21 protein-coding genes are annotated in these 22,287 nt (G+C 69.3%); 10 read left to right on the plus strand and 11 right to left on the minus strand.

Features of this window, described 5'->3' with window-relative positions:
* Window positions 1–101: 101 nt before the first annotated feature.
* From O9344_RS01860 to O9344_RS01885, 6 genes are all read left to right on the plus strand, one after another.
* Window positions 102–1,250: a twin-arginine translocation pathway signal protein gene (locus O9344_RS01860; protein WP_298472093.1), complete on the plus strand. Its 1,149-nt coding sequence runs from the start codon at window positions 102–104 to the stop codon at window positions 1,248–1,250.
* A complete protein-coding gene (locus tag O9344_RS01865) occupies window positions 1,247–1,705 on the plus strand; it encodes a MarR family transcriptional regulator (protein WP_298472095.1) in 459 nt (152 codons plus the stop codon). The genes O9344_RS01860 and O9344_RS01865 overlap by 4 nt, the downstream gene beginning before the upstream one ends.
* Before the next feature lie 329 nt (window positions 1,706–2,034).
* Window positions 2,035–2,901, plus strand: a complete 867-nt coding sequence (locus O9344_RS01870) for a transglycosylase SLT domain-containing protein (protein WP_298472097.1) — start codon at window positions 2,035–2,037, stop codon at window positions 2,899–2,901.
* Between the two features lie 55 nt (window positions 2,902–2,956).
* Window positions 2,957–4,087 (plus strand): M20/M25/M40 family metallo-hydrolase, encoded by a 1,131-nt coding sequence (locus O9344_RS01875; protein ID WP_298472099.1) that lies wholly within the window; start codon window positions 2,957–2,959, stop codon window positions 4,085–4,087.
* A 10-nt stretch (window positions 4,088–4,097) separates the two neighbouring features.
* Window positions 4,098–4,496, plus strand: coding sequence for a carboxymuconolactone decarboxylase family protein (locus O9344_RS01880; protein WP_298472101.1), 399 nt, complete (start codon window positions 4,098–4,100; stop codon window positions 4,494–4,496).
* A gap of 215 nt (window positions 4,497–4,711) precedes the next feature.
* Complete coding sequence (locus tag O9344_RS01885) at window positions 4,712–6,250, plus strand: Do family serine endopeptidase (RefSeq protein WP_298472103.1); 1,539 nt, start codon at window positions 4,712–4,714, stop codon at window positions 6,248–6,250.
* 32 nt (window positions 6,251–6,282) lie between these two features.
* Here the strand turns inward: O9344_RS01885 and serB are convergent, their stop codons facing one another.
* Window positions 6,283–7,179, minus strand: coding sequence for a phosphoserine phosphatase SerB (gene serB / locus O9344_RS01890; RefSeq protein WP_298472105.1), 897 nt, complete (start codon window positions 7,177–7,179; stop codon window positions 6,283–6,285).
* Here serB and miaA point away from each other — a divergent pair.
* Window positions 7,171–8,112, plus strand: a complete 942-nt coding sequence (gene miaA, locus O9344_RS01895; protein ID WP_298472107.1) for a tRNA (adenosine(37)-N6)-dimethylallyltransferase MiaA — start codon at window positions 7,171–7,173, stop codon at window positions 8,110–8,112. The genes serB and miaA overlap by 9 nt on opposite strands.
* Here the strand turns inward: miaA and O9344_RS01900 are convergent.
* From O9344_RS01900 to O9344_RS01920, 5 genes are all read right to left on the minus strand, one after another.
* Window positions 8,095–9,669 (minus strand): sensor domain-containing diguanylate cyclase, encoded by a 1,575-nt coding sequence (locus O9344_RS01900; protein WP_298472108.1) that lies wholly within the window; start codon window positions 9,667–9,669, stop codon window positions 8,095–8,097. The two genes, miaA and O9344_RS01900, sit on opposite strands and share 18 nt — an antisense overlap.
* Before the next feature lie 44 nt (window positions 9,670–9,713).
* On the minus strand, window positions 9,714–10,262 hold the full coding sequence (locus O9344_RS01905) for a hypothetical protein (protein ID WP_298472110.1): 549 nt from the start codon (window positions 10,260–10,262) through the stop codon (window positions 9,714–9,716).
* Between the two features lies 1 nt (window position 10,263).
* Window positions 10,264–11,061: an inositol monophosphatase family protein gene (locus O9344_RS01910; RefSeq protein ID WP_298472112.1), complete on the minus strand. Its 798-nt coding sequence runs from the start codon at window positions 11,059–11,061 to the stop codon at window positions 10,264–10,266.
* A 74-nt stretch (window positions 11,062–11,135) separates the two neighbouring features.
* Complete coding sequence (locus tag O9344_RS01915; RefSeq protein ID WP_298472114.1) at window positions 11,136–12,089, minus strand: SEL1-like repeat protein; 954 nt, start codon at window positions 12,087–12,089, stop codon at window positions 11,136–11,138.
* The gene (locus tag O9344_RS01920) at window positions 12,086–12,757 is read right to left on the minus strand and encodes a thiamine phosphate synthase (RefSeq protein ID WP_298472116.1); all 672 of its coding nucleotides are present in this window, start codon (window positions 12,755–12,757) and stop codon (window positions 12,086–12,088) included. The genes O9344_RS01915 and O9344_RS01920 overlap by 4 nt, the downstream gene beginning before the upstream one ends.
* Window positions 12,758–12,943: 186 nt before the next feature.
* Between O9344_RS01920 and O9344_RS01925 the strand changes: the two genes are divergently transcribed.
* Window positions 12,944–14,854: a hypothetical protein gene (locus O9344_RS01925; RefSeq protein ID WP_298472117.1), complete on the plus strand. Its 1,911-nt coding sequence runs from the start codon at window positions 12,944–12,946 to the stop codon at window positions 14,852–14,854.
* A 102-nt stretch (window positions 14,855–14,956) separates the two neighbouring features.
* Here the strand turns inward: O9344_RS01925 and fba are convergent, their stop codons facing one another.
* The 5 genes from fba to tkt all read right to left on the minus strand — a co-directional run bounded on the left by fba (window position 14,957) and on the right by tkt (window position 21,163).
* A complete protein-coding gene (gene fba / locus O9344_RS01930; protein ID WP_298472119.1) occupies window positions 14,957–16,024 on the minus strand; it encodes a class II fructose-bisphosphate aldolase in 1,068 nt (355 codons plus the stop codon).
* Between the two features lie 100 nt (window positions 16,025–16,124).
* Window positions 16,125–16,745, minus strand: coding sequence for an alpha/beta fold hydrolase (locus O9344_RS01935; RefSeq protein ID WP_298472121.1), 621 nt, complete (start codon window positions 16,743–16,745; stop codon window positions 16,125–16,127).
* Window positions 16,746–16,805: 60 nt separating this feature from the next.
* Entirely contained in the window at window positions 16,806–17,996 is a 1,191-nt protein-coding gene (locus O9344_RS01940) for a phosphoglycerate kinase (RefSeq protein ID WP_298472123.1), read from the minus strand.
* Between the two features lie 60 nt (window positions 17,997–18,056).
* Window positions 18,057–19,067: a type I glyceraldehyde-3-phosphate dehydrogenase gene (gene gap / locus O9344_RS01945; RefSeq protein ID WP_298472125.1), complete on the minus strand. Its 1,011-nt coding sequence runs from the start codon at window positions 19,065–19,067 to the stop codon at window positions 18,057–18,059.
* A 101-nt stretch (window positions 19,068–19,168) separates the two neighbouring features.
* Entirely contained in the window at window positions 19,169–21,163 is a 1,995-nt protein-coding gene (gene tkt, locus O9344_RS01950) for a transketolase (protein ID WP_298472128.1), read from the minus strand.
* A gap of 317 nt (window positions 21,164–21,480) precedes the next feature.
* Between tkt and O9344_RS01955 the strand changes: the two genes are divergently transcribed.
* Window positions 21,481–21,771, plus strand: coding sequence for a DUF4164 domain-containing protein (locus O9344_RS01955; protein ID WP_298472131.1), 291 nt, complete (start codon window positions 21,481–21,483; stop codon window positions 21,769–21,771).
* Window positions 21,772–21,786: 15 nt separating this feature from the next.
* Window positions 21,787–22,161 carry a cell division protein ZapA gene (locus tag O9344_RS01960; RefSeq protein ID WP_108173943.1) on the plus strand — a complete coding sequence of 125 codons (375 nt, stop codon included), beginning with the start codon at window positions 21,787–21,789 and terminating at the stop codon, window positions 22,159–22,161.
* Window positions 22,162–22,287: the final 126 nt, after the last annotated feature.

The following is a 22,287-nucleotide window of genomic DNA, read 5'->3' on the forward strand; positions in this document are numbered from 1 at the left end:
GGGTCAGTGACGTCGATCGATTAGATATCAAATCACCTTGACGACCGCCTCCTGGTTCGATATCAAACCAATAGTTAGACATCGAACCAATGAGGCTTCTCATGAACCGCCGTCACTTCCTCGTCTCCGTCGGTGCAGGCGGCCTCGTCGCCGCAACCGGCGTCACGGCCTTCGCGCTGACCCGCACGCCAACAGCAGCGCTCGCCCCCTGGGCGGAGGCGGCGAGCGGTCATCCGGATCCTCGCCGTTTCGTCCTGAACCACGCGGTGCTCGCCCCCAATCCGCATAATCGCCAGCCCTGGATCGTCGAGCTGACCGGCCCCCTGACCATGACGCTCTGGTGCAACCTCGACCGCCGCCTGCCCCAGACCGACCCGTTCGACCGGCAGATCCTGATCGGTCTCGCCTGCTTCGCCGAGCTCGCCGCCATCGCCGCCACCGCGATCGGCTACCGGCTGGAGGTCGAGACCTTTCCCGCCGGCGAACCCTGGCCGCGCCTCGACCAGAGGCCGATCGCCCATCTGCGCCTCGTCCGCGACGGGGGCCTTTCCGCCGATCCGCTGTTCGCGCAGATCCCGCACCGACGGTCGACCAAGCGGCCCTTCGACATGGCGCGCCCGGTGCCGGCGGCGGGCATCGCGGCGCTGGAGAGGCTCTCAACCGATGCCGCGCGCATCACGGCGGTGACGGATCCCGCCATTCTCGGCACGCTGCGCGACCTCACCTGGGATGCCTGGCAGATCGAGGCCGCCACCAAGCGCACGCACATGGAGAGCGTCGATCTCATGCGGATCGGCCGGCGGGAGATCGAGGCCAATCCCGACGGGATATCGCTCGGCGGGCCCTTCCTCGAAGGCTTGTCCCTCATCGGCCAGCTGTCGCGCGAACAGCTCGCTGACCCTGCGTCCTCAGCGTCCCGGCAGGGCGCGGACATGTACCGCACCATGCTGGCGGCGGCGCCGGCCTACCTGACGGTGGTGGCGCCGGACCCGAGCCGCGCTGCGACCTTCGCGGCGGGGCGCGCCTATCTGCGGGCGAACCTCACCGTCGCAGCGCTGGGCCTCTCCCTGCATCCGGTCAGCCAGGCGCTGCAGGAATTTGCGGAAATGGACGGGCCGCGCGCCCGCCTCGATAGGCTGCTCGATACAGGCGCGCCGCGGCGGCTGCACATGCTGGCTCGGTTGGGCTACGGTCCGGCAGTGCCGCAGACGCCCCGCTGGGCAGCCTCCACCCGAATCCGGACCGCATGACAGCCGATTCCACCACAGCGCCGACCGAGCTCGTGTTCCGCGTCTTCAACGAGATCGGCATCATCGCCCAGCTCTCCGGCAACGCCTTCGAGCGGGTCATGCCTGACGGCATGACCCTCGCGCAGTTCACCGTGCTCAATCATTTCGTCCGGCTCGGTGGTTCCAAGCGGCCCTCGGACCTTGCCCGCGCCTTCCAGGTCACCAAGGCGACCATGACCTCGACGCTCCAGCGCATGGAGCCGAAGGGCCTGGTCGCCATCGTCCCGGACGACACGGACGGCCGCGGCCGCAAGGTGACGATCACCGATGCCGGACGTGCCATGCGTGCCGATTGCATCGCCCGCCTCGCGCCTGTCCTGGCGGCTGTGCTTTCGGCTACGGGCGAGGCCGCTTTCGCCGAATCGCTGGCGCCGCTGGCCCGCATCCGGGAGACGCTCGACCGGATGCGCGACTGACCGTCAGCGAAGGCGGGTGGCATGGAGGCGCCGCCTTGTTCTAGACTGCGCCCATGCACCGTGGACTTCGGCCGATCCCCTTGTCCGTCCTTTTGGTCGCGCTGGCGGCACCCATCGCCACGGCCCAGCTCGACCTGACGCCGCCCGGCGTCCAGCAGCCGCCGGCGGCGCGGCCGGCTCGCCCCGCAGCGCCAGTGGTCCGCGCGCCGCGAGTCGCGCCGGTGCCGGAGCCCCGTCCGGACGAGGCGGAAGCCGGGGACACGCCGGCGCCTGAACTCGCCACCACGCCACCGACTCCGGTTCCGGCCCCTTCTGTCGCAAGCCCTCCCATGGCGACTCCTCCGGCCGTACCGTCGGCTGCGGCGCCGGCCACTGCGTCCCGCTTCGACGACGTCTTCCGCGAGACCGAGGCTGCGCGGAGCCGCGCGCCTGCCCTGCCCGAGAGCCACCCGGCCATCATCAACGCGCCGCTGCCGCCCAGCCGTGCGACGGCTCCGGCCGCGCCCGCCGCCGCGCCGCCCGCTGCTGTAGAGGCGGAGGCCTCCATCGCCGCCGCCAACCCGCCGCAGCTCGAAGCGCCCTTCGCCGAGGCGCCGCACCGGCGCTTCGAGGGCCGCGCCTATTCCGACAAGCGCTATCCGGTCGGCCGCGCCGCCCATTTCGACCTGGTGCGGCGCCTCGCCACGGAATTGCGCGTGCCGATCGACCTCGCCGACGCCGTCGTGACGGTGGAGAGCGCCTACGACCCGCATGCGGTCGGGCTCGTCGACGAGATCGGCCTGATGCAGGTGCGTCCCACCGTCGCCCGCCAATTCGGCTTCACCGGGACGATGCAGGACCTGTTCGAGCCGGAGACCAATGTCCGCCTCGGCATGACCTATCTCGCGGGCGCCTGGGAACGGTCCGGCGGCCAGCTCTGCCAGGCGCTGATGAAATACCGTGCCGGATGGGACGAAACGCAGACGAGCCCGTTGTCGCAGGAATATTGCCGCCGCGCCGTCGTCCATCTCACCGCCATCGGTTCGCCGCTGGCGCGCGGCGTGACGGTCGCGCCGGGCCCCGCCGCGCCGCCGCCGGGGCAGCGCTCCACCAGCCAGTTCAACTGGCGCGATCATGAGGAGCGCATCAAGCAGATCGAGCAGCGCTTCGGCGGCCAGAACTTCGGCATCATAGCTCGTGAGCCGCAACGGCCGTAGACGAGACGCACCTGCCTGTTAGCCTGCCGGGTATCCGATCCCGTAGGAGCCAGGCATGCCCGTCACACCCGACGTCGACCAGGTCGTATCCGACATCATCCGCTGGGCCTCGATCGAAAGCCCGACCTATGACGCAGCGGCCGTCAACCTGATGATGGACGAGGGCGCGCGCGACCTCGGCATCCTCGGTTTCGACATCGAGCGCATTCCCGGCAAGCAGGGCTTCGGCGACGTCGTCATCGGCCGGCTGGCCGGCGCCGAACCGGGACCGGGCCTGCTCATCCTCGCCCATGTCGACACGGTCCATGCGGTCGGCACTCTGGCAGGTCCCCTGCCCATCCGCCGCGAGGGGGACCGGCTCTACGGGCCGGGCGTCACCGACATGAAGGGCGGGACGGTGCTCGCCCTCCACATGCTGGGCAAGCTGATCCGCCAGAACGGCGGCCGCCTGCGGCGCACCGTGACCGTCGTGCTCATTCCCGACGAGGAGGTCGGCTCGCCCTCCTCGCGTCCGGTCATCGAGGCGGAGGCGGCCAAGCACGCCCATGTGCTGGTGCCCGAGCCCGGGCGAGACCATTTCGTCACCTCGGGCCGCCATGCGGTGGTGCGCTACATGATCCATGTCCATGGCAAGCCCTCCCATGCGGGCGCCGCCATCAGCCGCGGTGTCAGTTCCATCCGCGCCATGGCGCGGATCATCGAGACGGTGGAGGACTGGTCGGATTACGAGCGGGGGCAGACCTTCGCCGTCGGCCGGGTCAATGCGGGGACCTGGGTCAATGTCGTGCCGGTGCTCTGCTCGGCGGAGGTGCTCTGCGTCGCTGCAACCCCGGAGGACGTCGCCGACATCGACGTGCGGCTGCGGACGCTGCGGCCGCCCTTCCCCAACACGAAGATCACCATCGAGGCGGGCCCGGTCCGCCCGCTCTTCACGGCAGGGCCGGGCACGATGGCGCTCTATGCCAAGGCCAAGGCCATCGCCGACCGGCACGGCTATCCGATCGATCACATGCAGTCGGGCGGTGGCTCGGACGGCAATTTCACCGGGGCCATGGGCGTGCCGACCCTCGACGGCCTGGGCGTGTGGGGAGGTGGCATCCACACCAAGGAGGAATTCTGCGATGTCCGCTCGATCCTGCCGCGGGGCACGATTCTCGGCGGTCTGATCGAAGAGATCGCGGCGTGAGGAGGCCCTGATGTCGACCGTCCCACTGCTGACCGATGCCGAGCTGTCACCGGAGGCGGCGGCGGTCTTTGCCGAGATCCGGGCGGTGAGCAAGACCGAGTTCATCAACAATTTCTGGCGGGCGCTGGCGAACGATCCGCCGGCGCTCAAGCGCACCTGGGACAGCCTTAAGCAGGTGATGGGGCCGGGCACGCTCGATCCGCTCACCAAGGAGCTGATCTATGTGGCCGTCTCCATGGCCAATTCCTGCGAATACTGCATCCGCTCGCACAGCGCAGCGGCTAGGTCCAAGGGCATGAGCGAGGCGCAGTTCATGGAACTCGTGTCGGTGGTTGCCATGGCCAGCGAGACCAACCGCATGGCTATCGCCCTGCAGGTACCGGTGGATGAGGCCTTCAAACCGATGTGATGAGGGCCACGCGGCGCGCCATGCGGACTTTCCGCGGTCGCCATGTCGCCCCATTTCATGGTTCACTGGTGTCGACGCAACGCCGCCGAAACAGGCTTGCCCCAGACGAGGGGCTCGCCCCACGGCCTGACAGGGAGCCCGCCATGCCCGACGAACGCCCTGATCGCCCGGCGGCACCGCCCTCCCCTTCCCTTTCCCGTCGCAGGACCTCCCCGATGATCTCCCGCCTCGGCAGCGGCCTCGCCGCCGCCAGCCTCGCCCTGTCCCTCGGCGCCGGATTCGCGCTGTCGCCGCCCGCCACCTCGCCCGCCGCCGCACGCCAGGCCGTCGACCTCTCGGACCTCGCCGAACGGGTGATGGACGCGGTGGTGAACATCTCCACCTCCTCGCGGGTGGACACCGCCCCCGGGCAGCGCCCCGGCCAGCCGCCGCAGGGCCGCCGTCCCGGCCAGCCGCAGCCGCCCGGCCCCGGCGCGCCCTTCGACGAGCTCTTCGAGGAATTCTTCCGCCGCCGCGGCGAGAACCCGCCGGGCGGCCCGAACGGCCAGCAGCAGCAACCGCAGCGCCGCCAGTCCTCGCTCGGTTCGGGGTTCGTGGTCGATGCCTCGGGCATCGTCATCACCAACAACCACGTCATCGACAATGCCGACGAGATCACCGTCATCTTCAACGACGGCACACGGTTGAAGGCGGAGCTGGTCGGCCGTGATCGCGAGACCGACATCGCCGTGCTGCGCGTCCAGCCGACCCGTCCGCTCAAGGCGGTGAACTTCGCCGATTCGGACCGCATTCGTGTCGGTGAGCCGGTCATGGCCATCGGCAACCCGCTCGGCCTCGGCGGCACGGTGACGGCCGGTATCGTTTCGGCCAAGAACCGCGACATCCAGTCCGGTCCCTTCGACAACTACATCCAGACCGACGCTGCCATCAATCGCGGCAATTCCGGCGGCCCGCTGTTCAACATGGCCGGTGACGTCATCGGCATCAACACGGCGATCTTCTCGCAGTCCGGCGGCAATATCGGCATCGCCTTCGCCGTGCCGGCCAACACCGCCCGCCCGGTGGTGGCGCAGCTGCGCGAGTTCGGCGAGACCCGCCGCGGCTGGCTCGGTGTGCGCATCCAGGAGGTCACCGACGAGATCGCCGAGAGCCTGAGCCTCGGCGGGCGCCGCGGGGCGCTCATCGCCGGTGTCGAGCCGACCGGCCCCGCCGGTCCGGCCGGCATCAAGACCGGCGACGTCATCGTCCGCTTCGACGGCCGCGAGGTGCGCAACTCGCGCGAACTGCCGCGCATCGTCTCGGAAACCGCCGTCGGCAAGGCCGTGCCGGTCACCGTGGTGCGCGCCGGCAAGGAGGAGCAGCTCACCGTCACGCTCGGCCGCCGCGAGGGCAATATCCAGCAGGCCTCGACCGGCGAGCAGCCCCGCGGCCAGCCGCCCCGCCCGCAGAATCCGACCGTCTCGGCTCTCGGCCTTCAGCTCTCGGGCCTGACGCAGGAGCTGCGCCAGCGCTTCAGCCTGCGCGAGGACGTGCGCGGCGTGGTGGTGACGCAGGTCGATCCGAACTCGCGCGCCGCCGAGCGGTCGATCGAGGCGGGCAATGTCATCCTCGAGGTGCAGAACGAGCCGGTCGTGTCGCCGGCCGACGTGACCCGCCGGATCGAGGACCTGCGCCGTGAGGGCCGCAGCTCCGCTTTGTTCCTGGTGGCGAACGCCCAGGGCGACCGGCGCTTTGTGGCTCTGACGCTGCGCTGAGGCGACGGCGGGCCTTCGGGCCCGCCTTTCGCTCAGACGGCGAAGTCGGCGCGACGATAGCCCTGCATGTAGAGCAGCGCGGTGAGGTCGCCGTGGTCGACGCGGAAAGCGGCCGCCTCGGCCACCTTGGGCTTGGCATGGAAGGCGACGCCGGCACCAGCTTCGCCAAGCATGGCAAGGTCATTGGCGCCATCGCCGACCGCCATCGTGTCTTCGGCCGAGAGCCCGAAGCGCGAGCGCAGTTCCATCAGGGTCTCGCGCTTGGCCTCGCGGCCAAGGATCGGTTCGCGCACCGTTCCGGCGAAACGGCCCTCCTCCACCTCAAGGATATTGGCGCGATTCTCGTCGAAGCCGATCATCGCACCGATCCGGGCCGTGAACAGCGTGAAGCCGCCGGAGACGAGGGCAGCATAGCCCCCTGCCGCCTTCATCGTCGCGACGAGTTCGCGGCCGCCGGAGGTCAGGGTGATGCGGTCTCGGATGACGGCGTCCACCACGTCGGCGCCAAGGCCCTTCAGCAGGGCGACGCGCTCGCGCAGCGCCGGCTCGAAGGCGATCTCGCCGCGCATGGCCCGCTCGGTGATGGCCGAGACATGCTCCTTGAGGCCGACGAGGTCGGCGAGTTCGTCGATGCATTCCTGGCCGATCATGGTGGAATCCATGTCGGCGAGGAACAGCTTCTTGCGGCGCCCCGCCACCGGCTGGACGGCGACGTCGAGGGCCATGCCAGCGAGCGCGGTGCGCAGGTCGTCGGCGATCGCCCGGTTGTCGGCGCCCGCGGCGGGTGCGAAAGGAATGTCGGCGGCGATGCTGGCATCGAGCGTCACCGGCGCTCCCGCCCCCGGCAGGCGGGCTGATGCGGCGGCAATGGCCTCCCGGGTCAGGGAGGGCCGCTGCGGATGGGCGATGAGGGTCGCGACGTGGGTCAAGTCAGGAGTTCCGCTGGACTGGCAAGGCCGAGGGCCGTCCTCATCGCAGGTCCGACGGCGAGCGGCAAGTCGGCCCTGGCGCTGGATCTGGCAAGGCGCTTCGGCGGCGTGGTGATCAACGCCGATTCCATGCAGGTCTATCGCGACCTCTCGATCATCACGGCGCGGCCAAGCCCCGAGGAGATGGCGCTCGCCCCGCACCGGCTCTACGGCACTGTGGATGCGGCGGAGAACTTCTCGGTCGGGCGCTGGGTGGCGGCGGCGACGGCGGAGATCGCGTCGGCCGAGGCGGCCGGGGCGCTGCCGATCCTGGTCGGTGGCACGGGCCTCTATTTCAAGGCCCTGCGCGAGGGGCTTTCCGCCATTCCAGCCGTGGCGACGGAGGTCCGCGAGCGAGTGCGCGCCGAGGCCGAGGGCGTATCCCCCGCCGACCTCCATGCCCGCCTTGCCGCCATCGACCCGCGCACCGCCGCGAAGCTGCGCCCGTCGGATCCGCAGCGGATCATCCGGGCGCTGGAGGTCATGGCCGCCACCGGTCGGCCGCTCGCGGCCTGGCAGGAGGATGGCCGTGAGGCCGGTTTCCTCGCCGGGATGGAGGTGGCGGCGGTGTTCCTGAGCGTCGAGCGCAGCGCCCTCCGCCAGCGCATCGACGCGCGCTTTCTGGCGATGATGGAGCATGGTGCACTGGACGAGGTGAAGCGTCTCGCGGCGCGCGGCCTCGATCCCGCCCTCCCGGCGATGCGCGCCCATGGCGTGCCCGGGCTCATCGCCCACCTGAAGGGCGAGGCGAGCCTCGACGAGGCCATCGCCCGCGGCCAAAAGGACACGCGCGCCTATGCCAAGCGCCAGGAGACCTGGTTCCGCCACCAGATGCCGGATTTCGCAGCCATGGAGCCGCCGGAGGCGGCGAAGGCGCTAGCTGCCCGCCTTTGACCGTCGGCTGCGCGGGGCCGTGCCCTGGCGTGTCGAGGGCATGAAAGGCTCGGACAAGGGTTGCAGCGGCGCCTCCGGCGGGGCCACGGCCACGGCAATCTCGCCGGCTCCCTCATCGACGGCGACGGCGTTGCGGCCGGCGGCCTTGGCCCGGTAGAGCGCGGTATCGGCTCGGCTGAGGAGGCGGTCCATCGTCTCGCGCCCGTCCCAGGAGGCGACGCCGAAGGAGCCGCTGAAGACGATCGGCTGGCCGTCGTGCAGGATGCCGGTGTCGGCCATCACCGCGCGCATCCGCGAGGCGACGGCGACCGCGTCCATGAGCCCGACATGCGGGAGCACGATGACGAATTCCTCGCCGCCCAGGCGGCCGACGAGATCGACGTCTTCACGAAGGCCATGGGTGAGCAGATCGGTGACATGACGGAGCACGGCATCGCCGCCGGCATGGCCGTGTTCGTCGTTGATCCGCTTGAAATGGTCGAGGTCCATCGCCACCACCGAGATGGGGTGGCCGTAGCGTTCGGCCGTGGCCATGGCGCGTTGCAGCCCCTCGGTCACGGCGCGCCGGTTCAGGGCACCGGTGAGGCTGTCGCGGGTGGCGAGACGGCTGAGCTCCCGCTCGAGATCCTGGCGGCGGTGGATCTCGTCCTTCAGCGCCTCGTTGGCGCGGGCAAGTTCCCCCTGCGCCTCGCGCTCGCGGTCCAGCGCCTTCTGCTTCTCGGTCACGTCGGTGACGGTCAGGGTGAAGCCGTCGCCGAAGGGCACGCAGGCGACCTCCATCCAGCATTGGCGGCCAAGGATGGTCCAGGGCGTCAGCAATTGCAGCGGCGCGCGCATCTCCGCCGCCTGGACATAAGCATCCCAGAGGCCGGCCTGCTTGAGGTCCGGGCGCAGCTTGAGGATCGTCGTCTGCAGCATGGCCTCGACGCTGAGGCCCGACCATTCGGCGGCCAGGCGGTTTGCCGTCAGGAACTCGCCGTCGGTGACGCGGCCCTGATCGTCGCGGATCAGCCGGACCGCCACGATGGCATCAAGGGAGGCGTCTAGAAGGGAGGCGAGAAGGTCCTCACGGAACAGCCGCGGCTTGGCAACGACGACGAGGAGCGTCTCCCCGGTCTCGTCCTGGCAGGGCAGGACCAGGCGCTCCCAGAGATGGACGGGGCCGGCGCTCTTGCCGCGGTGGAGGGTGAAAAGCGGCCGGCCGGTCGCCGCCGCCTGCGCATTGCAGTCGCGGAAGAAGGCGCCGATCGGCTCCTTGAGGTGCGAATGCGGCAGGCCGGTCATGTCGACGCCGTTTCGCTCGATGAGCGCACGGCCGTAATGGGCGAAGACCATGTCGCCATCGGGCAGAGGGCGGAAGACGATCATGTCGTCGGCTGCGGGGCCCATCGTCTGCGGCGCGAAATAGGAGAAGGGCACCGCCGGGCCCTCGGCCCGCAGCGCCTGCCATCTGGCATAGAGGCGGCGGATGACGGGGGCTTGCGCCCTCTCGTCGATCCCGGTGTCGAAGATCTCGCAGTACATGAAGCCCCGTCCGGTAGCGTCAGACTGCCGCATGGTCATTTAAGGCGGGGTAAAGGACAGCGCACAACCTGTGGTATTTATCCCGCAGGTGACGCTTTCGCCTCGCGGTAGCTCGGCACGTCGAGCGGCCGGCCGTCCCGGTCGGCGATCGCCACCATGTCGCGCGCGAGCACCTCGCCCAGCGTTCCGACGTCGCGGATCACCATTTCCCGGCCGCGATCGGTGACGAACAGCGCGAAGCCGGCCCCGACCTGCATCTTGAGGAAGTCGACCAGCAGCACCGACGTCTTCCAGTAGAGCGGCCGGGCCGGATCGACGAAGAGGAAGATCACCTTCTCGACGGGGTCGCGGTGGAAATAGGCGCCGCAATCCAGCGGGTGGGGGATGCGGTTGCGCTCGGGCGCCTCGGTCATCCGTGCGGTGAGATAGGCGCAGGCATAGGCGAGGCAGGCGGCGGGGCGCTCCGGCTGGCCGAAGATGGCGCAACCGCCGCCGGCGATATGGGTGCAGGGCCGGTAGGCCGGCTTGTCGAGGGCATCGATGCGCGGCAGCGAGCAGCAATAGGTGCAGGTCCGGCAGTGGGAGATCCGGTCGCCGGCTTCCCTGCGCCGCTTGGCCTGCCCCATCTCAGCCCCGCTGGCCTTCCTTCACCGCTGCGAGCAGCGCCTGGTGGATCGGTTCGTTGCCGCAGCACACCGTGCCGGTGAGCAGCATGTTGTCGTGGCCGTCGCAGTCGCTGACGAAGCCACCGGCCTCGCGGATCAGCACGATGCCCGCCGCCATGTCCCAGGCGCTGACTCCGCGCTCCCAGAAGCCGTCGAAGCGGCCGGCGGCGACATAGGCGAGGTCGAGGGCGCAGGCGCCCATACGGCGCACGCCGCCGAAGCGCGACTGCACGACCTTCAGCTCGTTGCGGAACTGGACATGGTCGCCGCGGGCGATGTGCGGAATGCCACAGCCCACGACGCTGTCCTCCGGCTTGCGGCGCGCCGAGACGCGCAGGCGGCGGTCGTTGAGGAAGGCACCGGTGCCGCGCTCGGCGACGTAGAGCTCATCGTTGGCCGGGTTGTAGATGACGCCGGCGACCGGAACGTCGTTGCGGACGAGGCCTATCGACACGGCGAAATGCGGGATGCCGTGCAGGAAATTGGTGGTGCCGTCGAGCGGGTCGACGATCCAGGTATGGGTGCTGTCGGAGCCCTTCTCCTCGCCCCCCTCCTCGCCGATGAAACCATAGCCCGGACGGGCCTTCATCAGTTCGGTCTTGACGATCTGCTCGGCCTTGCGGTCGGCGGCGGAAACGAAATCGGCCGGCCCCTTGAGCGAGACCTGGAGGTTCTCGACCTCGCCAAAATCGCGCTTGAGGCTGCGTCCCGCCTTGAGGGCGGCGCCGACCATGACGTTGAGGAGTGCGGAGCGGAGCATATCGGTCTTTCGGATGGTTCGCGGCGGTCATGCCCGCGAAAGGGACCGGGGGTCAAGTCCGGCAGGGTCCGGCGTCAGCGCAGCCAGTCGCGGGCGCCCTGCTCGGCCGCCTCGCGCAGGACTGGGTCCATGTTGCGGACAAAGTCCTGCAGCCAGGCGTCGGGAGCACCGAGCATATGGGCGGTCATGTGCCACTGGGCGGCCATCTTCGGGTCCGGGCGGGTGCCACGGCCGGCGGCGAGCAAGCGGGCGTAGCGGTTCATGGCGAGCGGATTGCCACGCAGCGCCGCCTTGCGGAATAAGCTTGCGGCGCGGGCCTCGTCCTTCGGCAGGCCCTGGCCGTTGAAAAGCATGACGGCGAAGTCGATCTGCGCCTCCAGCAGGTCCTGCAGGGCGGCGCGCTGCATGTAGCTGGCAGCGCGCGGCAGGTCGGCGGGCATGCCATTGCCGTCCTTCAGCATGACGGCAAAGGCATACTGCGCATCGGCATTGCCAAGGTCGGCCGCCCGCTGGAACCATCGCGCCGCGGCGGCGGGATTGACCTCGCCGCCCTGGCCGGCGAGCGCCAGCAGGCCGAGATTATAGGCGGCGGCGACATGGCCGAGGGCCGCTGCGCGTTCGAAAAAGGGCCGGGCGAGCGCGGGATCGCGGGTCTGGCCGGCACGGCCCTCGATGTGAAACATGCCGAGGGAGAAGATGGCATTGCGCTCGTTGCGCTCGGCGGCGAGGCGATACCAGCCGAGGGCCCGCTCCTCGTTCTGGGGAATGCCGATGCCGGCCGCGTGGAGTTCGCCGAGCATGGTCATCGACACCGGATCAGCGAGGGCCTCGACGCGCTCGGTCGCCTCGCGGAAGGCGGTCAGGTAGCGGCCGCGCTGCCAGGCGGCATAGGCCGATTCGACGCTCGGCGGCTCGGGACGGGCGGCTGGCGCCGGTGCCGCGGGACGCGCCGGCGGACGCGTCTGCGCCATGGCGCCCGACACGGCGAGCCCCAGCCCAAGGGCCGCGAGGAGCGCGGTGCGCCTCATGCCGGCGTCTCCGCCGCGATGAGGGAAAGCGCAGCGGCAACCGCGGCGGCGGGCCCGTCGGGATGGCTCCAGACGGGCTCGCCGAGAGCGGCGAAATCGGCGCGCACCCGCGCCAGCGCCGCGACGCCGTCGACATCCTGGGCAAGGCCCACCACCGGCACCTCGAAAAGCTCGGCCCACCAGCCAACCCGCTCGACGACCGCGGCGAAGGGCGGCAACTGGCCGTTCTTCTCGGCATGGCGCGAGACGATGGGCTCGCCGAACATGACGTAGTCGGCTCCCGCCTCGCCGGCGGCCATGGCATCGTCGCGCGAACGCAGACCACCGACGCCGACCATGCGCTGGGGCGCAAGGCGCGACACCGCGTCGGTAACCGCATCGGCCGCGTAGGTGAGATGGATGCCGTCGGCGCCGGCCCGGGCTGCGACCTCGACGGGAGCCTCCACCATCAGCGCGGCGCCACGGCCCTGCACGAGGGGGGCAAGCGCCTTGACGCGATTGACCAGCGTCCGGTCGTCGCAGGGCTCGAAACGGGCGATGACGGCTGCGACAGCACCGCCGCTGAGCGCTGCCTCCAGCGTGCCCGCGAAGGACGCGGGATCGCCGAGGGTCGGGGTCACCAGCACCAGCTGGGTCGGTGCGGCGTTGGTGGAGCGGTCGGCGGGCATGGCGCGGCACCCTAGCGGTGAAAGCGGCGAAAAAGCGGTCGCCCAGGCGATCCGGCCGAAACCGACATCGTTCTGAAACATCTCCGCAGGAGCTTCGTTTCCATGCGGCCATCGCCGCGGGAAATCAACAGAGCCCGTGCTAAGGTGGCGGCCGTCCAGGTCCATCCAGACATCAGGATCCAACCGATGATGCGATCACCCCGTTCGTTGCGACTCTCCGCCTTTGTCTTCTTCGCCCTCAGCTCGTCGGCGCTGGCCGGCCCCGCGGAGGACCTGTCGCGGGCCGCCATGGCCGCCCTGCCCGGCCTGCAGATCGGCGCTGGCACCGTCGGCGAGAGCCGCGACGAGGGCGGCGCCGCCGTGCTCGCCAACATCACCTACTCGTCCACCGGCGAGCGGCCGGTCGGCGTGAAGATCGCGACGGTCACCGTCACCGGCGGAATCGGCGCCACGGACGCCCTGGCCAATTCGCGGGTCGTGCTGCAGGGCCTCGAGGGCACCAGCGCCGATGGCCAGTCCTACAAGATCGACCGCGTCGAGATCGCCAGCGCGCAAGGTTCGCTCGGCGCGCTGCTGGGCAGTCTTGCGACGCGCGAGCCGTTCTTCCAGGGCGCCAACGAGGCGACCGTCACTGGCTATTCGGCGCAAAGCATCACCGTCCCGAGCCTCACGCTGCAGCGCCGTCGCGACGGCAAGATGGAGCAGGCGGTCTATCGCGACATCAGGCTGACCAACTACCAGCGCGGCCGCGTCGGCGAACTTGTGATCGGCGGCATCGTGACAAGCCCGACCGAGGGCCAGACCGGCTCGCGGGTCGAGGTCGGCACCAGCCGCTTCGTCGGGCTGGACACGGCGACCGGCGTCAGGACGACCGGCGGCGCCGCCGTGGCGCTGGAGAGCGGCAGCCTCGGCACGATCCGTGGCACGGGCACCAACGGCACTCCCTTCACGATCGAGGCCATCACCTTCGGCAGGATTTCCACCCGTCCCGGTGAGCGGTCGCTGGTGGCCTTGAGCCAGGCCATGCAGGAGATCGATCCGGCCTCCACCAATGAGGACACCCGCCGCCGCAGCATGGGCCTCCTCGCCGAGCTTCTCGCCCGCCTCGACATCGAGCGCGTCGAGATGACCGGTTTCCGCGGCCAGACCGAGGCGCGCCAGCCCGTGGTGATGAACCGCTTCGCCCTCGCCGGTGTGTCGCAGGGCAAGATCGCCTCCTTCGAATTTGCTGGGATGCAGGTCTCGGCCAACAACCAGGACACCAGCATCGGCCGCATCACGGTCGAGGGCATCGATGCCACCGGCCTCCTCGCCCTCGCAAAGGAGTTCGCGGAAGGCCGCTTCTCGGCCGGCCAGCCTGTGCCGCCCACCGCCTATCCCGACATCCGCCGCGTCGTCGCCGAGGATATCGACGTGAAGCAGGGCGCGACGCGCCTCGCCAAGGTCGGCCGCTTCGAGGTGGAGAGCGGCCAGCGCATCGGCCTCGTGCCGTCGCGCCTGCGCGCCAAGCTGACCGGCTTCGAGGCGCCGATCACCGGTGCCCAGCGGGCGCAGGTGGCTCCGATCGGGCTCACCAACATGGTGAAGCTCGCTGCCGAGATCGACCTGGAATATGTCGACACCGCCCGTGAGCTGCGCGCCCGGAACATCACCGTCGAGGTGGATGATGTCGGCTCGCTGAAGCTCGTGACCGCCATCGGCGGCCTGGAGCGGGCGCAGCTGGAAGGCCTGCCGGGATCGGCAGCCGTGCTTGGCCTGTCGGCCAAGGCCGGGGCGACCACCCTGACCTTCACCGAGGATGGCGGCATCGCTGCGCTCATCGCCCATTCCGCCCAGCAGGCCGGCGTCAGCGAGGACGACTTCAAGGAGCAGATCAAGGAGCAGGTGACCGCCCTCGTCGGCCAGTTCATCCAGGACCGGGCGCTGGCCGAGAGCATCAGCGAGGCGGTCGGCGAGTTCATCGACGATCCGAGCTCGCTCGCCATCTCGCTGAAGCCGAAGGGCGACATTCCGCTGGCGGCGCTGGCGGTGAGCATGCGCGGCTCGCCCTTCGCCGTGCTGCCGATGTTCACCATCGAGGTGAAGGCCAACGAGTGAGCTGGCGGGGGCCGCTGGCCCCTCTCTTCTCAGCCTATCCTGCAAACGACAACGGGGAGGCATTCGCCTCCCCGTTCGCATTCCCGACGTCGCGAAAAGCGATCAGGCGATCTTCGGGTTGAGGTCGCCCTTGGCGTAGCGCTTGGCCATGTCGGCGAGCGGCAGGACGCGCTTGATCTTCGAGGCCTGGCCGGCGGTGTTGAACTCCTGCAGGCGCTGCTTGCAGAGGGCGGTCATCGCCTCCATGGCCGGCTTCAGGTACTTGCGCGGGTCGAACTCGCTCGGGTTCTCCGACAGGACCTTGCGGATCTGGCCGGTCATGGCCATGCGGTTGTCGGTGTCGATGTTGATCTTGCGGACGCCGTGCTTGATGCCGCGCTGGATCTCCTCGACCGGCACGCCCCAGGTCGGCTTCATCTGGCCGCCATAGGCGTTGATGATGTCCTGCAGCTCCTGCGGCACCGAGGACGAGCCGTGCATGACGAGATGGGTGTTCGGCAGCTTGCGGTGGATCTCCTCGATCACATGCATGGCCAGCACCTTGCCGTCCGGCTTGCGGGTGAACTTGTAGGCGCCGTGCGAGGTGCCCATGGCGATGGCGAGCGCGTCGACCTTGGTCTCCTGGACGAACTTCACGGCCTCGTCGGGATTGGTCAGGAGCTGGTCGTGGGAGAGCTTGCCCTCGGCGCCATGGCCGTCCTCGGCCTCGCCCATGCCGCTCTCAAGCGAGCCGAGCACGCCGAGCTCGCCCTCGACCGAGATGCCGCCGAGATGGGCCATCTCGGTGACCTTCTTCGTCACTGCGACATTGTAGTCCCAGTCGCCGGGGGTCTTGCCGTCGGCCTTCAGCGAGCCGTCCATCATGACGGAGGTGAAGCCGGCCTGGATCGCGGTCATGCAGGTCGCCGGCTCGTTGCCGTGGTCGAGATGCACGCAGACCGGGATGTGCGGATAGATCTCGGTGACGGCGTCCATCATGTGCTTGAGCATGATGTCGTTGGCATAGGAGCGCGCGCCGCGCGAGGCCTGGATGATGACCGGCGCATCCACCGCGTCGGCGGCCGTCATGATCGCCAGCGCCTGCTCCATGTTGTTGATGTTGAAGGCGGGCACGCCGTAATCGTTCTCGGCGGCGTGGTCGAGCAGCTGGCGGAGGGTGATGCGGGCCATGGGTGGTTTCCGTCCTGTCGTTCTGGAACGCGCGGTGGCGACCCTCTAGCGCAAGGTGGCGGCCAAAAAAAGCCGTCCTTTCCGCTGGAGGAGGCCTGCGTCACCGTGGTCGCGGCGTCGGAACCGGCGCGCTGGTCGGTGGCGTGAAGCTGGGCGCCAGTTCGGCCGTCCGCCGCGCCGCCTCGGCGGCCTGGCGCTCGGCGAGCAGCGCAGCGGCCTTCTGCAGCACGAGCCGCTGCACGGTCTCGTTGGTGGCGAGCATGGCGTGGTTGACCATGAAGGCGCCGGCCTGCCAGGCATCGACATTCTCGGCGCCCTCGACCTTCGGGAAGCCGGGGCTGAAATAGTTGGTGCAGCGGGCGACCGGACAGGGCGGCGAGCCGAAAGCGGCATCGATGGTGAGGATGACCGGGGCGGGCTTGCCGGCCGCCACCATCTGCGCCGCATGTTTCAGCGCGCTGGTGCCACCCATGGAATGGCCGATGATGACGGCGGGCTCCTCGGTGCCGGTGCGCGCCATGAGATGGGTGTCGACCACGACCCGGTAGCCCATCTCCTCCAGCCGCGGCGCCAGCGCGGAGACGCCGACATAGGTCTGGTGGACATAGATGAAGAGGCCATCGAGCAGGAGGACGGTCGGGCGCGTGTCCTGGGCACGCGCTGCCGATGGGCCGGCGAGGCAGGCAACAGCCAGCAGGATCCCCAGAATGCGGCGCGGCATGCCTCGCGTCATCGACCTTTCTCGCGGAAGCCCCCCGGCCCCGACGGTGGTCCCGACGCGTCAGGCCTTCAGCACGTCCACGCCCGGCAGCGGCTTGCCCTCAAGCCATTCGAGGAAAGCGCCGCCGGCCGTCGAAACATAGCTGAAGCGCTCGGCCGCGCCAGCCCGGTTGAGGGCGGCGACCGTGTCGCCGCCACCGGCAACGGAAACGAGCTTGCCGGCCGCGGTGAGCTCGGCCGCAGCCTCGGCAACGGCGACCGTTCCGTTGTCGAAGGGCTCGAGTTCGAAAGCGCCGAAGGGGCCATTCCAGACGAGGGTCTTGGCGCGCCCGAGGAGCGAGACGACATGCTCGACGGATCGCGGACCGATGTCGAGGATCATCTCGTCGGCGGCGACCGCATCGATGCCGCAGACGCGGTGGGGAGCGTTGGCCTTGAACTCCTTGGCGCAGACCACGTCGACCGGCAGGACGATGCGGCAGCCGTTCCTGGCGGCTTCGGCGACGATGGCGCGGGCGGTGTCGAGAAGGTCGTGCTCGCAGAGCGACTTGCCGACCGCCTTGCCCTCGGCGGCGAGGAAGGTGTTCGCCATGCCGCCGCCGATGACGAGGATGTCGACCTTGCCTGAGAGGTTGCCGAGGAGGTCGAGCTTGGTCGAGACCTTGGCGCCGCCGACAACGGCGACGACCGGCCGCTCCGGCTTCTCCAGCGCCTTCGACAGGGCCTCCAGCTCGGCCTGCATGGTGCGCCCGGCATAAGCCGGCAGGACGTGGCCGAGGCCTTCGGTCGAGGCATGGGCGCGGTGGGCGGCGGAGAAGGCATCTGCCACCCAGATGTCGCCATTGGCGGCCAGCGCCTTGACGAAATCGGGCTCGTTCTTCTCTTCGCCCTTGTGGAAGCGGGTGTTCTCCAGAACCAGGATCTCGCCCGGCTTGATCGCCGCAACCGCCTTCTCGGCGACCTCGCCGATGCAGTCGGCGGCAAAAGCCACGGGGCGCTTCAGCACCTCGGCGAGGGCCGGCACGACGGCCTTCAGGGACTGCGTGGGATCGACACCCTTCGGCCGGCCGAAATGGGCGAGGACGATGACCTTGGCGCCGCCATCGGCGAGGTCGGTCAGCGTCGGCACGATGCGCTCGAGGCGGGTGAGGTCCGAGACCTTGCCGTCCTCCATGGGCACGTTGAGGTCGACGCGCACCAGCGCGCGCTTGCCCTTGAGATCGGCGTCATCGAGGGTGCGGAAGGCGGTCATTCAGGCAATCCCGATCGGAAAAAGGGCCGCCTGTCGGAACAGGCGGCCCGGGGTCTTGGGTCAGATCAGCTTCGCGAGGGCGACTGCGGTGTCGCTCATGCGGTTCGAGAAGCCCCACTCGTTGTCGTACCAGGACAGGACGCGCACCAGCTTCTCCTCCATGACCTTGGTCTGGTCGAGGGCGAAGATCGACGAATGCGGGTCGTGGTTCATGTCGATGGAGACGTTGGGCTGGTCGGTGAAGCCGAGGATGCCCTTCAGCGGACCGCGCTTGGCAGCCTTGAGGATGGCCTCGTTGATCTTCTCGACCGAGGTCTTGCGCTTGGCGATGAACTTGAAGTCCACGACCGAGACGTTCGGCGTCGGCACGCGGATCGAGGTGCCGTCGAGGCGGCCCTTCAGCTCAGGGATCACGAGGCCGATCGCCTTGGCCGCGCCCGTCGAGGTCGGGATCATCGACAGCGCCGCGGCGCGGGCGCGATAGAGATCCTTGTGCATCGTGTCGAGCGTCGGCTGGTCGCCGGTATAGGCGTGGATCGTCGTCATGAAGCCCTTGTCGATGCCGCAGGTCTTGTGGAGCACGGCGACGACGGGGGCGAGGCAGTTGGTGGTGCAGGAGGCGTTCGAGACGACCAGGTGGTCCTTGGTCAGCTGGTCGTGGTTGACGCCATAGACGACCGTGAGGTCGGCGCCATCGCAGGGAGCCGAGACGAGGACGCGCTTGGCGCCAGCCTTGAGGTGGGCGGCGGCCTTGTCGCGGGTGGTGAAGATGCCGGTGCATTCCATCGCCACGTCGACGTTCAGCGCCTTGTGCGGCAGCTCGGCCGGATCCTTGATCGCGGTGACCTTGATGCGCTTGCCGGCGACAATGATATGGTCGCCGTCCACCGAGACCTCGGCCGGGAAGCGGCCGTGGACCGAATCGAAGCGCAGCAGGTGGGCATTGGTCTCGACCGGACCGAGGTCGTTGATGCCGACCACCTCGATGTCCTTGCGCTTGCCCTCGACGATGGCGCGCAGGACGTTGCGGCCGATGCGGCCGAAGCCGTTGATGAAGACCCGGGTGGTCATCGCGTTCCTCTCCTTCATGCGGTCCGCCCTTCGGTCACGGACCTTTGTCGCGGGGCGGGCGCCGCGATCTGGCGCCCAATCTGGTCATTCACAAGGCAGGATCAGCCGATCCGGCCCAAAACAGCCTCGGCAGCGGCTTCCGCCGTGATGCCGAAATGCTTGTAGAGCTCCTTGTAGGGCGCCGAGGCACCGAAGCCGGTCATGCCGACGAAGATGCCGTCATGGCCGATCAGCGCGTCCCAGCCCTGGCGGACGCCCGCCTCGATGGCGACCTTTACCGGCGCCGAGCCGATCACGGCGGCGCGCACCTCGGCGGGCTGCTCGAGGAACAGGTCGAGCGAGGGGACCGAGACGACGCGGGCAGCGACGCCCTTGGCGGCGAGGAGCTTCTGGGCAGCCACCGCGATCTCGACCTCGGAACCCGAGGCGAAGAGCGTCGCCTGGGCCTTGCCCTCGGCCTTGACCAGTTCATAGGCGCCGGCGGCCGAGCGGTTCACCTTCACGTCGGTGCGCAGCTGCGGCAGGTTCTGGCGGGTGAGCGCCAGGGTCGTCGGGCCGTCGATGCGGTTCAGCGCCAGCTCCCAGCACTCCGCCACCTCGACGGCGTCGCAGGGGCGGAAGACCCGCATGTTCGGGATGGCGCGCAGCGAGGCGACATGCTCGACCGGCTGGTGGGTCGGGCCGTCCTCGCCGAGGCCGATCGAATCGTGGGTCATGACATAGACGACGCCGGTGCCCATCAGCGCCGAGAGGCGCATGGCCGGGCGGCAATAGTCGGTGAAGACGAGGAAGGTCGCGCCATTGGGGGCGAAGCCGCCATGCAGGGCGATGCCGTTCATGGCCGCGGCCATGCCGTGCTCGCGGATCCCGTAGTGGATGTAGCGGCCCTTCGGGTTCTTGGCCGAGAAGGCGACCGCCGACTTCGCCTTGGTGTTGTTGGAGCCGGTGAGGTCCGCGGAACCGGCGAGGAATTCCGGCATGGCCGGCACGATGGCCTCGATGGCGAGCTCGGAGGACTTGCGGGTCGCAATGTGCTGCGGGTTGGCGAGGAGCGCCTTCTTGTGCGCGGCGAGCGCCTTGGCGAGCTTGGCCGGCCGCTCATGGGCGAGGCGGCGGCGGAACTCGGCCTGCTTCTTCGGCGGCAGGGTGCCGAAGAGCGATTCCCAGGTCTTGCGCGCCGCGGCACCGCGGGCGCCGATCTTGCGCCAGGCGTCGAGCACGTCGGGGGCGATGGCGAAGGGCTCGGGGGAGATGCCGAGCTTCTCCTTGGCGCCCTTCAGCTCGTCGGCGCCGAGCGGCTCGCCATGGGCCTTCGAGGTGCCGGCCTTCTTCGGCGCGCCGTAGCCGATGACCGTCTTGCAGGCGATGAGCGAGGGCTTCGAGGACTTCTTCGCCCGCTCGATGGCGGCAGCGATGGCCTCGGGATCATGGCCGTTGATGCGCTCGGCGCGCCAGCCGGCCGCCTGGAAACGCTTCAGCTGGTCGACCGAGTCGGCGATCGACAGCGGGCCGTCGATGGAAATGTCGTTGTCGTCGAAGAGCACGATGAGCTTGTTCAGCTTCCAGTGCCCCGCCATGGCGATGGCTTCCTGGCTGATGCCCTCCATGAGGTCGCCATCGGAGGCGATCACATAGGTGTGGTGGTCGACGGCCTTCTTGCCGAACTCGGCCGCGAGCATCTTCTCCGCGAGAGCCATGCCCACGGCGGTGGCGATGCCCTGACCGAGCGGGCCGGTGGTCGTCTCGACGCCCTTGGTGATGAAGTTCTCGGGATGACCCGGGGTCTTCGAGCCGAGCTGGCGGAAGTTCTTGATCTCGTCGAGCGTCATCTCCGGCGCGCCGGTGAGATAGAGCAGCGCATAGACGAGCATCGAGCCGTGGCCGGCGGAGAGCACGAAACGGTCGCGGTCCGCCCAGTCGGGCGTCGAGGCATCGAACTTCAGGAACCGCGAGAAAAGGACCGTGGCGATGTCGGCGGTGCCCATGGGCATGCCGGGATGGCCGGACTTGGCCTTTTCCACCGCATCCATGGCCAGCGAGCGGATCGCGTTGGCCAGCTTGTCGTGCTCGGCACGCGGGAGGGTGTCGATGGGCATCAGCGCGGCTCCTGGCGGCGCCGGAGGCTCGGTTCCGGCACGCTTCCGATGGAAAAGCCCGGACATCAGGGTTCCGGGTCGTCGGGCCGGTGTCCTAGCAGCGACGGCCCCCGAGTCAATGGCTCCGAAGGCAGGGAGGGGGAGACATCATGCCCCGCGGGGGCGGAAAATGGTGGACGTGCCGTTTCGTCATCATGCCGTCGCCAACAATGACCGCGGCCGTTGACGCTGTTCGACCGGCTCGCTTAGTTTCCTCGCAGCCACCGGACGGTCTTCCGCTCGCGACCCGACCGGGCTCAAACCACACAGGAACGAGCGTGGGATCCACCACCGGACCATCGCGCCTCGAGGCGTCGGCCTCCAGGTTGAAATCAGCGCTCGCCGCGCTGGAAATTGCCGTCGCGCGAAAGGCGGAGGCGGAGCGGCAGCAGGCGGTGGTGCACAAGCAGGTCGATGCGCTGCAGGCCGACCGCGCCCGCCTCGCCGAGGATCTCGACCGTTCGGCCGATCGCGTCGCGGGACTGGAATCAGTGAATCGCGAGGTGGCCCGCCGCCTCGACCTCACCATGGACGCCATCCGCGGGGTGCTCTCCCGCTACGAGAGCTAAGGGAGCCCGCAGCGCATGGCCCATGTGTCCGTGACCATCAATGGCCGGTCGTTCCGCATGGCCTGCGACGACGGCCAGGAGGACCATCTCCTGCGCCTAGCTGCGGAGGTGAACGGCAAGGTCGACCAGCTCAAGGGCGCATTCGGAGAAATCGGCGACACCCGGCTCACCGTCATGGCGGCGATCATGGTGGCTGACGAGCTCGCCGACACGCGCCGTCGTCTCAAGGCGGCCGAGGCTGAATTGCAGGCGCTGCGGGAGGCGCGTGCGGCGGTTGTCGAGCGCTCGGAAGAGCGCGAGGCGTTGCTCGCCCATACGCTGGACGACGCCGCCGCCTCGATCGAGAGGCTCACCGCCCAGCTTGGCGGCCTCAACCGTCCGCTGTCCTGACGCTTCGGCACAGCAACTGCGTTTGGTTGCGGCGGCCAAATCGCCGCGCCCTAGACGGTTGCGCCGGTCCCTGCGGCTGTCTAAACCCGTCACCATAGGCTCTTTCATCCCCTTGCCGCCGATGCC

Origin of the sequence: Phreatobacter sp. (genome assembly GCF_027532945.1) — a bacterium.
Taxonomy (GTDB): Bacteria; Pseudomonadota; Alphaproteobacteria; order Rhizobiales; family Phreatobacteraceae; genus Phreatobacter.

What these genes read in the sequence shown, in the direction of transcription:
- O9344_RS01860 (WP_298472093.1), top strand. Translation starts at nt 102, where the DNA reads ATGAACCGCCGTCACTTCCTCGTCTCCGTCGGTGCAGGCGGCCTCGTC.
- O9344_RS01865 (WP_298472095.1), top strand. Translation starts at nt 1,247, where the DNA reads ATGACAGCCGATTCCACCACAGCGCCGACCGAGCTCGTGTTCCGCGTC.
- O9344_RS01870 (WP_298472097.1), top strand. Translation starts at nt 2,035, where the DNA reads ATGGCGACTCCTCCGGCCGTACCGTCGGCTGCGGCGCCGGCCACTGCG.
- O9344_RS01875 (WP_298472099.1), top strand. Translation starts at nt 2,957, where the DNA reads ATGCCCGTCACACCCGACGTCGACCAGGTCGTATCCGACATCATCCGC.
- O9344_RS01880 (WP_298472101.1), top strand. Translation starts at nt 4,098, where the DNA reads ATGTCGACCGTCCCACTGCTGACCGATGCCGAGCTGTCACCGGAGGCG.
- O9344_RS01885 (WP_298472103.1), top strand. Translation starts at nt 4,712, where the DNA reads ATGATCTCCCGCCTCGGCAGCGGCCTCGCCGCCGCCAGCCTCGCCCTG.
- O9344_RS01900 (WP_298472108.1), bottom strand. Translation starts at nt 9,669, where the DNA reads ATGCGGCAGTCTGACGCTACCGGACGGGGCTTCATGTACTGCGAGATC.
- O9344_RS01905 (WP_298472110.1), bottom strand. Translation starts at nt 10,262, where the DNA reads ATGGGGCAGGCCAAGCGGCGCAGGGAAGCCGGCGACCGGATCTCCCAC.
- O9344_RS01910 (WP_298472112.1), bottom strand. Translation starts at nt 11,061, where the DNA reads ATGCTCCGCTCCGCACTCCTCAACGTCATGGTCGGCGCCGCCCTCAAG.
- O9344_RS01915 (WP_298472114.1), bottom strand. Translation starts at nt 12,089, where the DNA reads ATGAGGCGCACCGCGCTCCTCGCGGCCCTTGGGCTGGGGCTCGCCGTG.
- O9344_RS01920 (WP_298472116.1), bottom strand. Translation starts at nt 12,757, where the DNA reads ATGCCCGCCGACCGCTCCACCAACGCCGCACCGACCCAGCTGGTGCTG.
- O9344_RS01925 (WP_298472117.1), top strand. Translation starts at nt 12,944, where the DNA reads ATGATGCGATCACCCCGTTCGTTGCGACTCTCCGCCTTTGTCTTCTTC.
- fba (WP_298472119.1), bottom strand. Translation starts at nt 16,024, where the DNA reads ATGGCCCGCATCACCCTCCGCCAGCTGCTCGACCACGCCGCCGAGAAC.
- O9344_RS01935 (WP_298472121.1), bottom strand. Translation starts at nt 16,745, where the DNA reads ATGCCGCGCCGCATTCTGGGGATCCTGCTGGCTGTTGCCTGCCTCGCC.
- O9344_RS01940 (WP_298472123.1), bottom strand. Translation starts at nt 17,996, where the DNA reads ATGACCGCCTTCCGCACCCTCGATGACGCCGATCTCAAGGGCAAGCGC.
- gap (WP_298472125.1), bottom strand. Translation starts at nt 19,067, where the DNA reads ATGACCACCCGGGTCTTCATCAACGGCTTCGGCCGCATCGGCCGCAAC.
- tkt (WP_298472128.1), bottom strand. Translation starts at nt 21,163, where the DNA reads ATGCCCATCGACACCCTCCCGCGTGCCGAGCACGACAAGCTGGCCAAC.
- O9344_RS01960 (WP_108173943.1), top strand. Translation starts at nt 21,787, where the DNA reads ATGGCCCATGTGTCCGTGACCATCAATGGCCGGTCGTTCCGCATGGCC.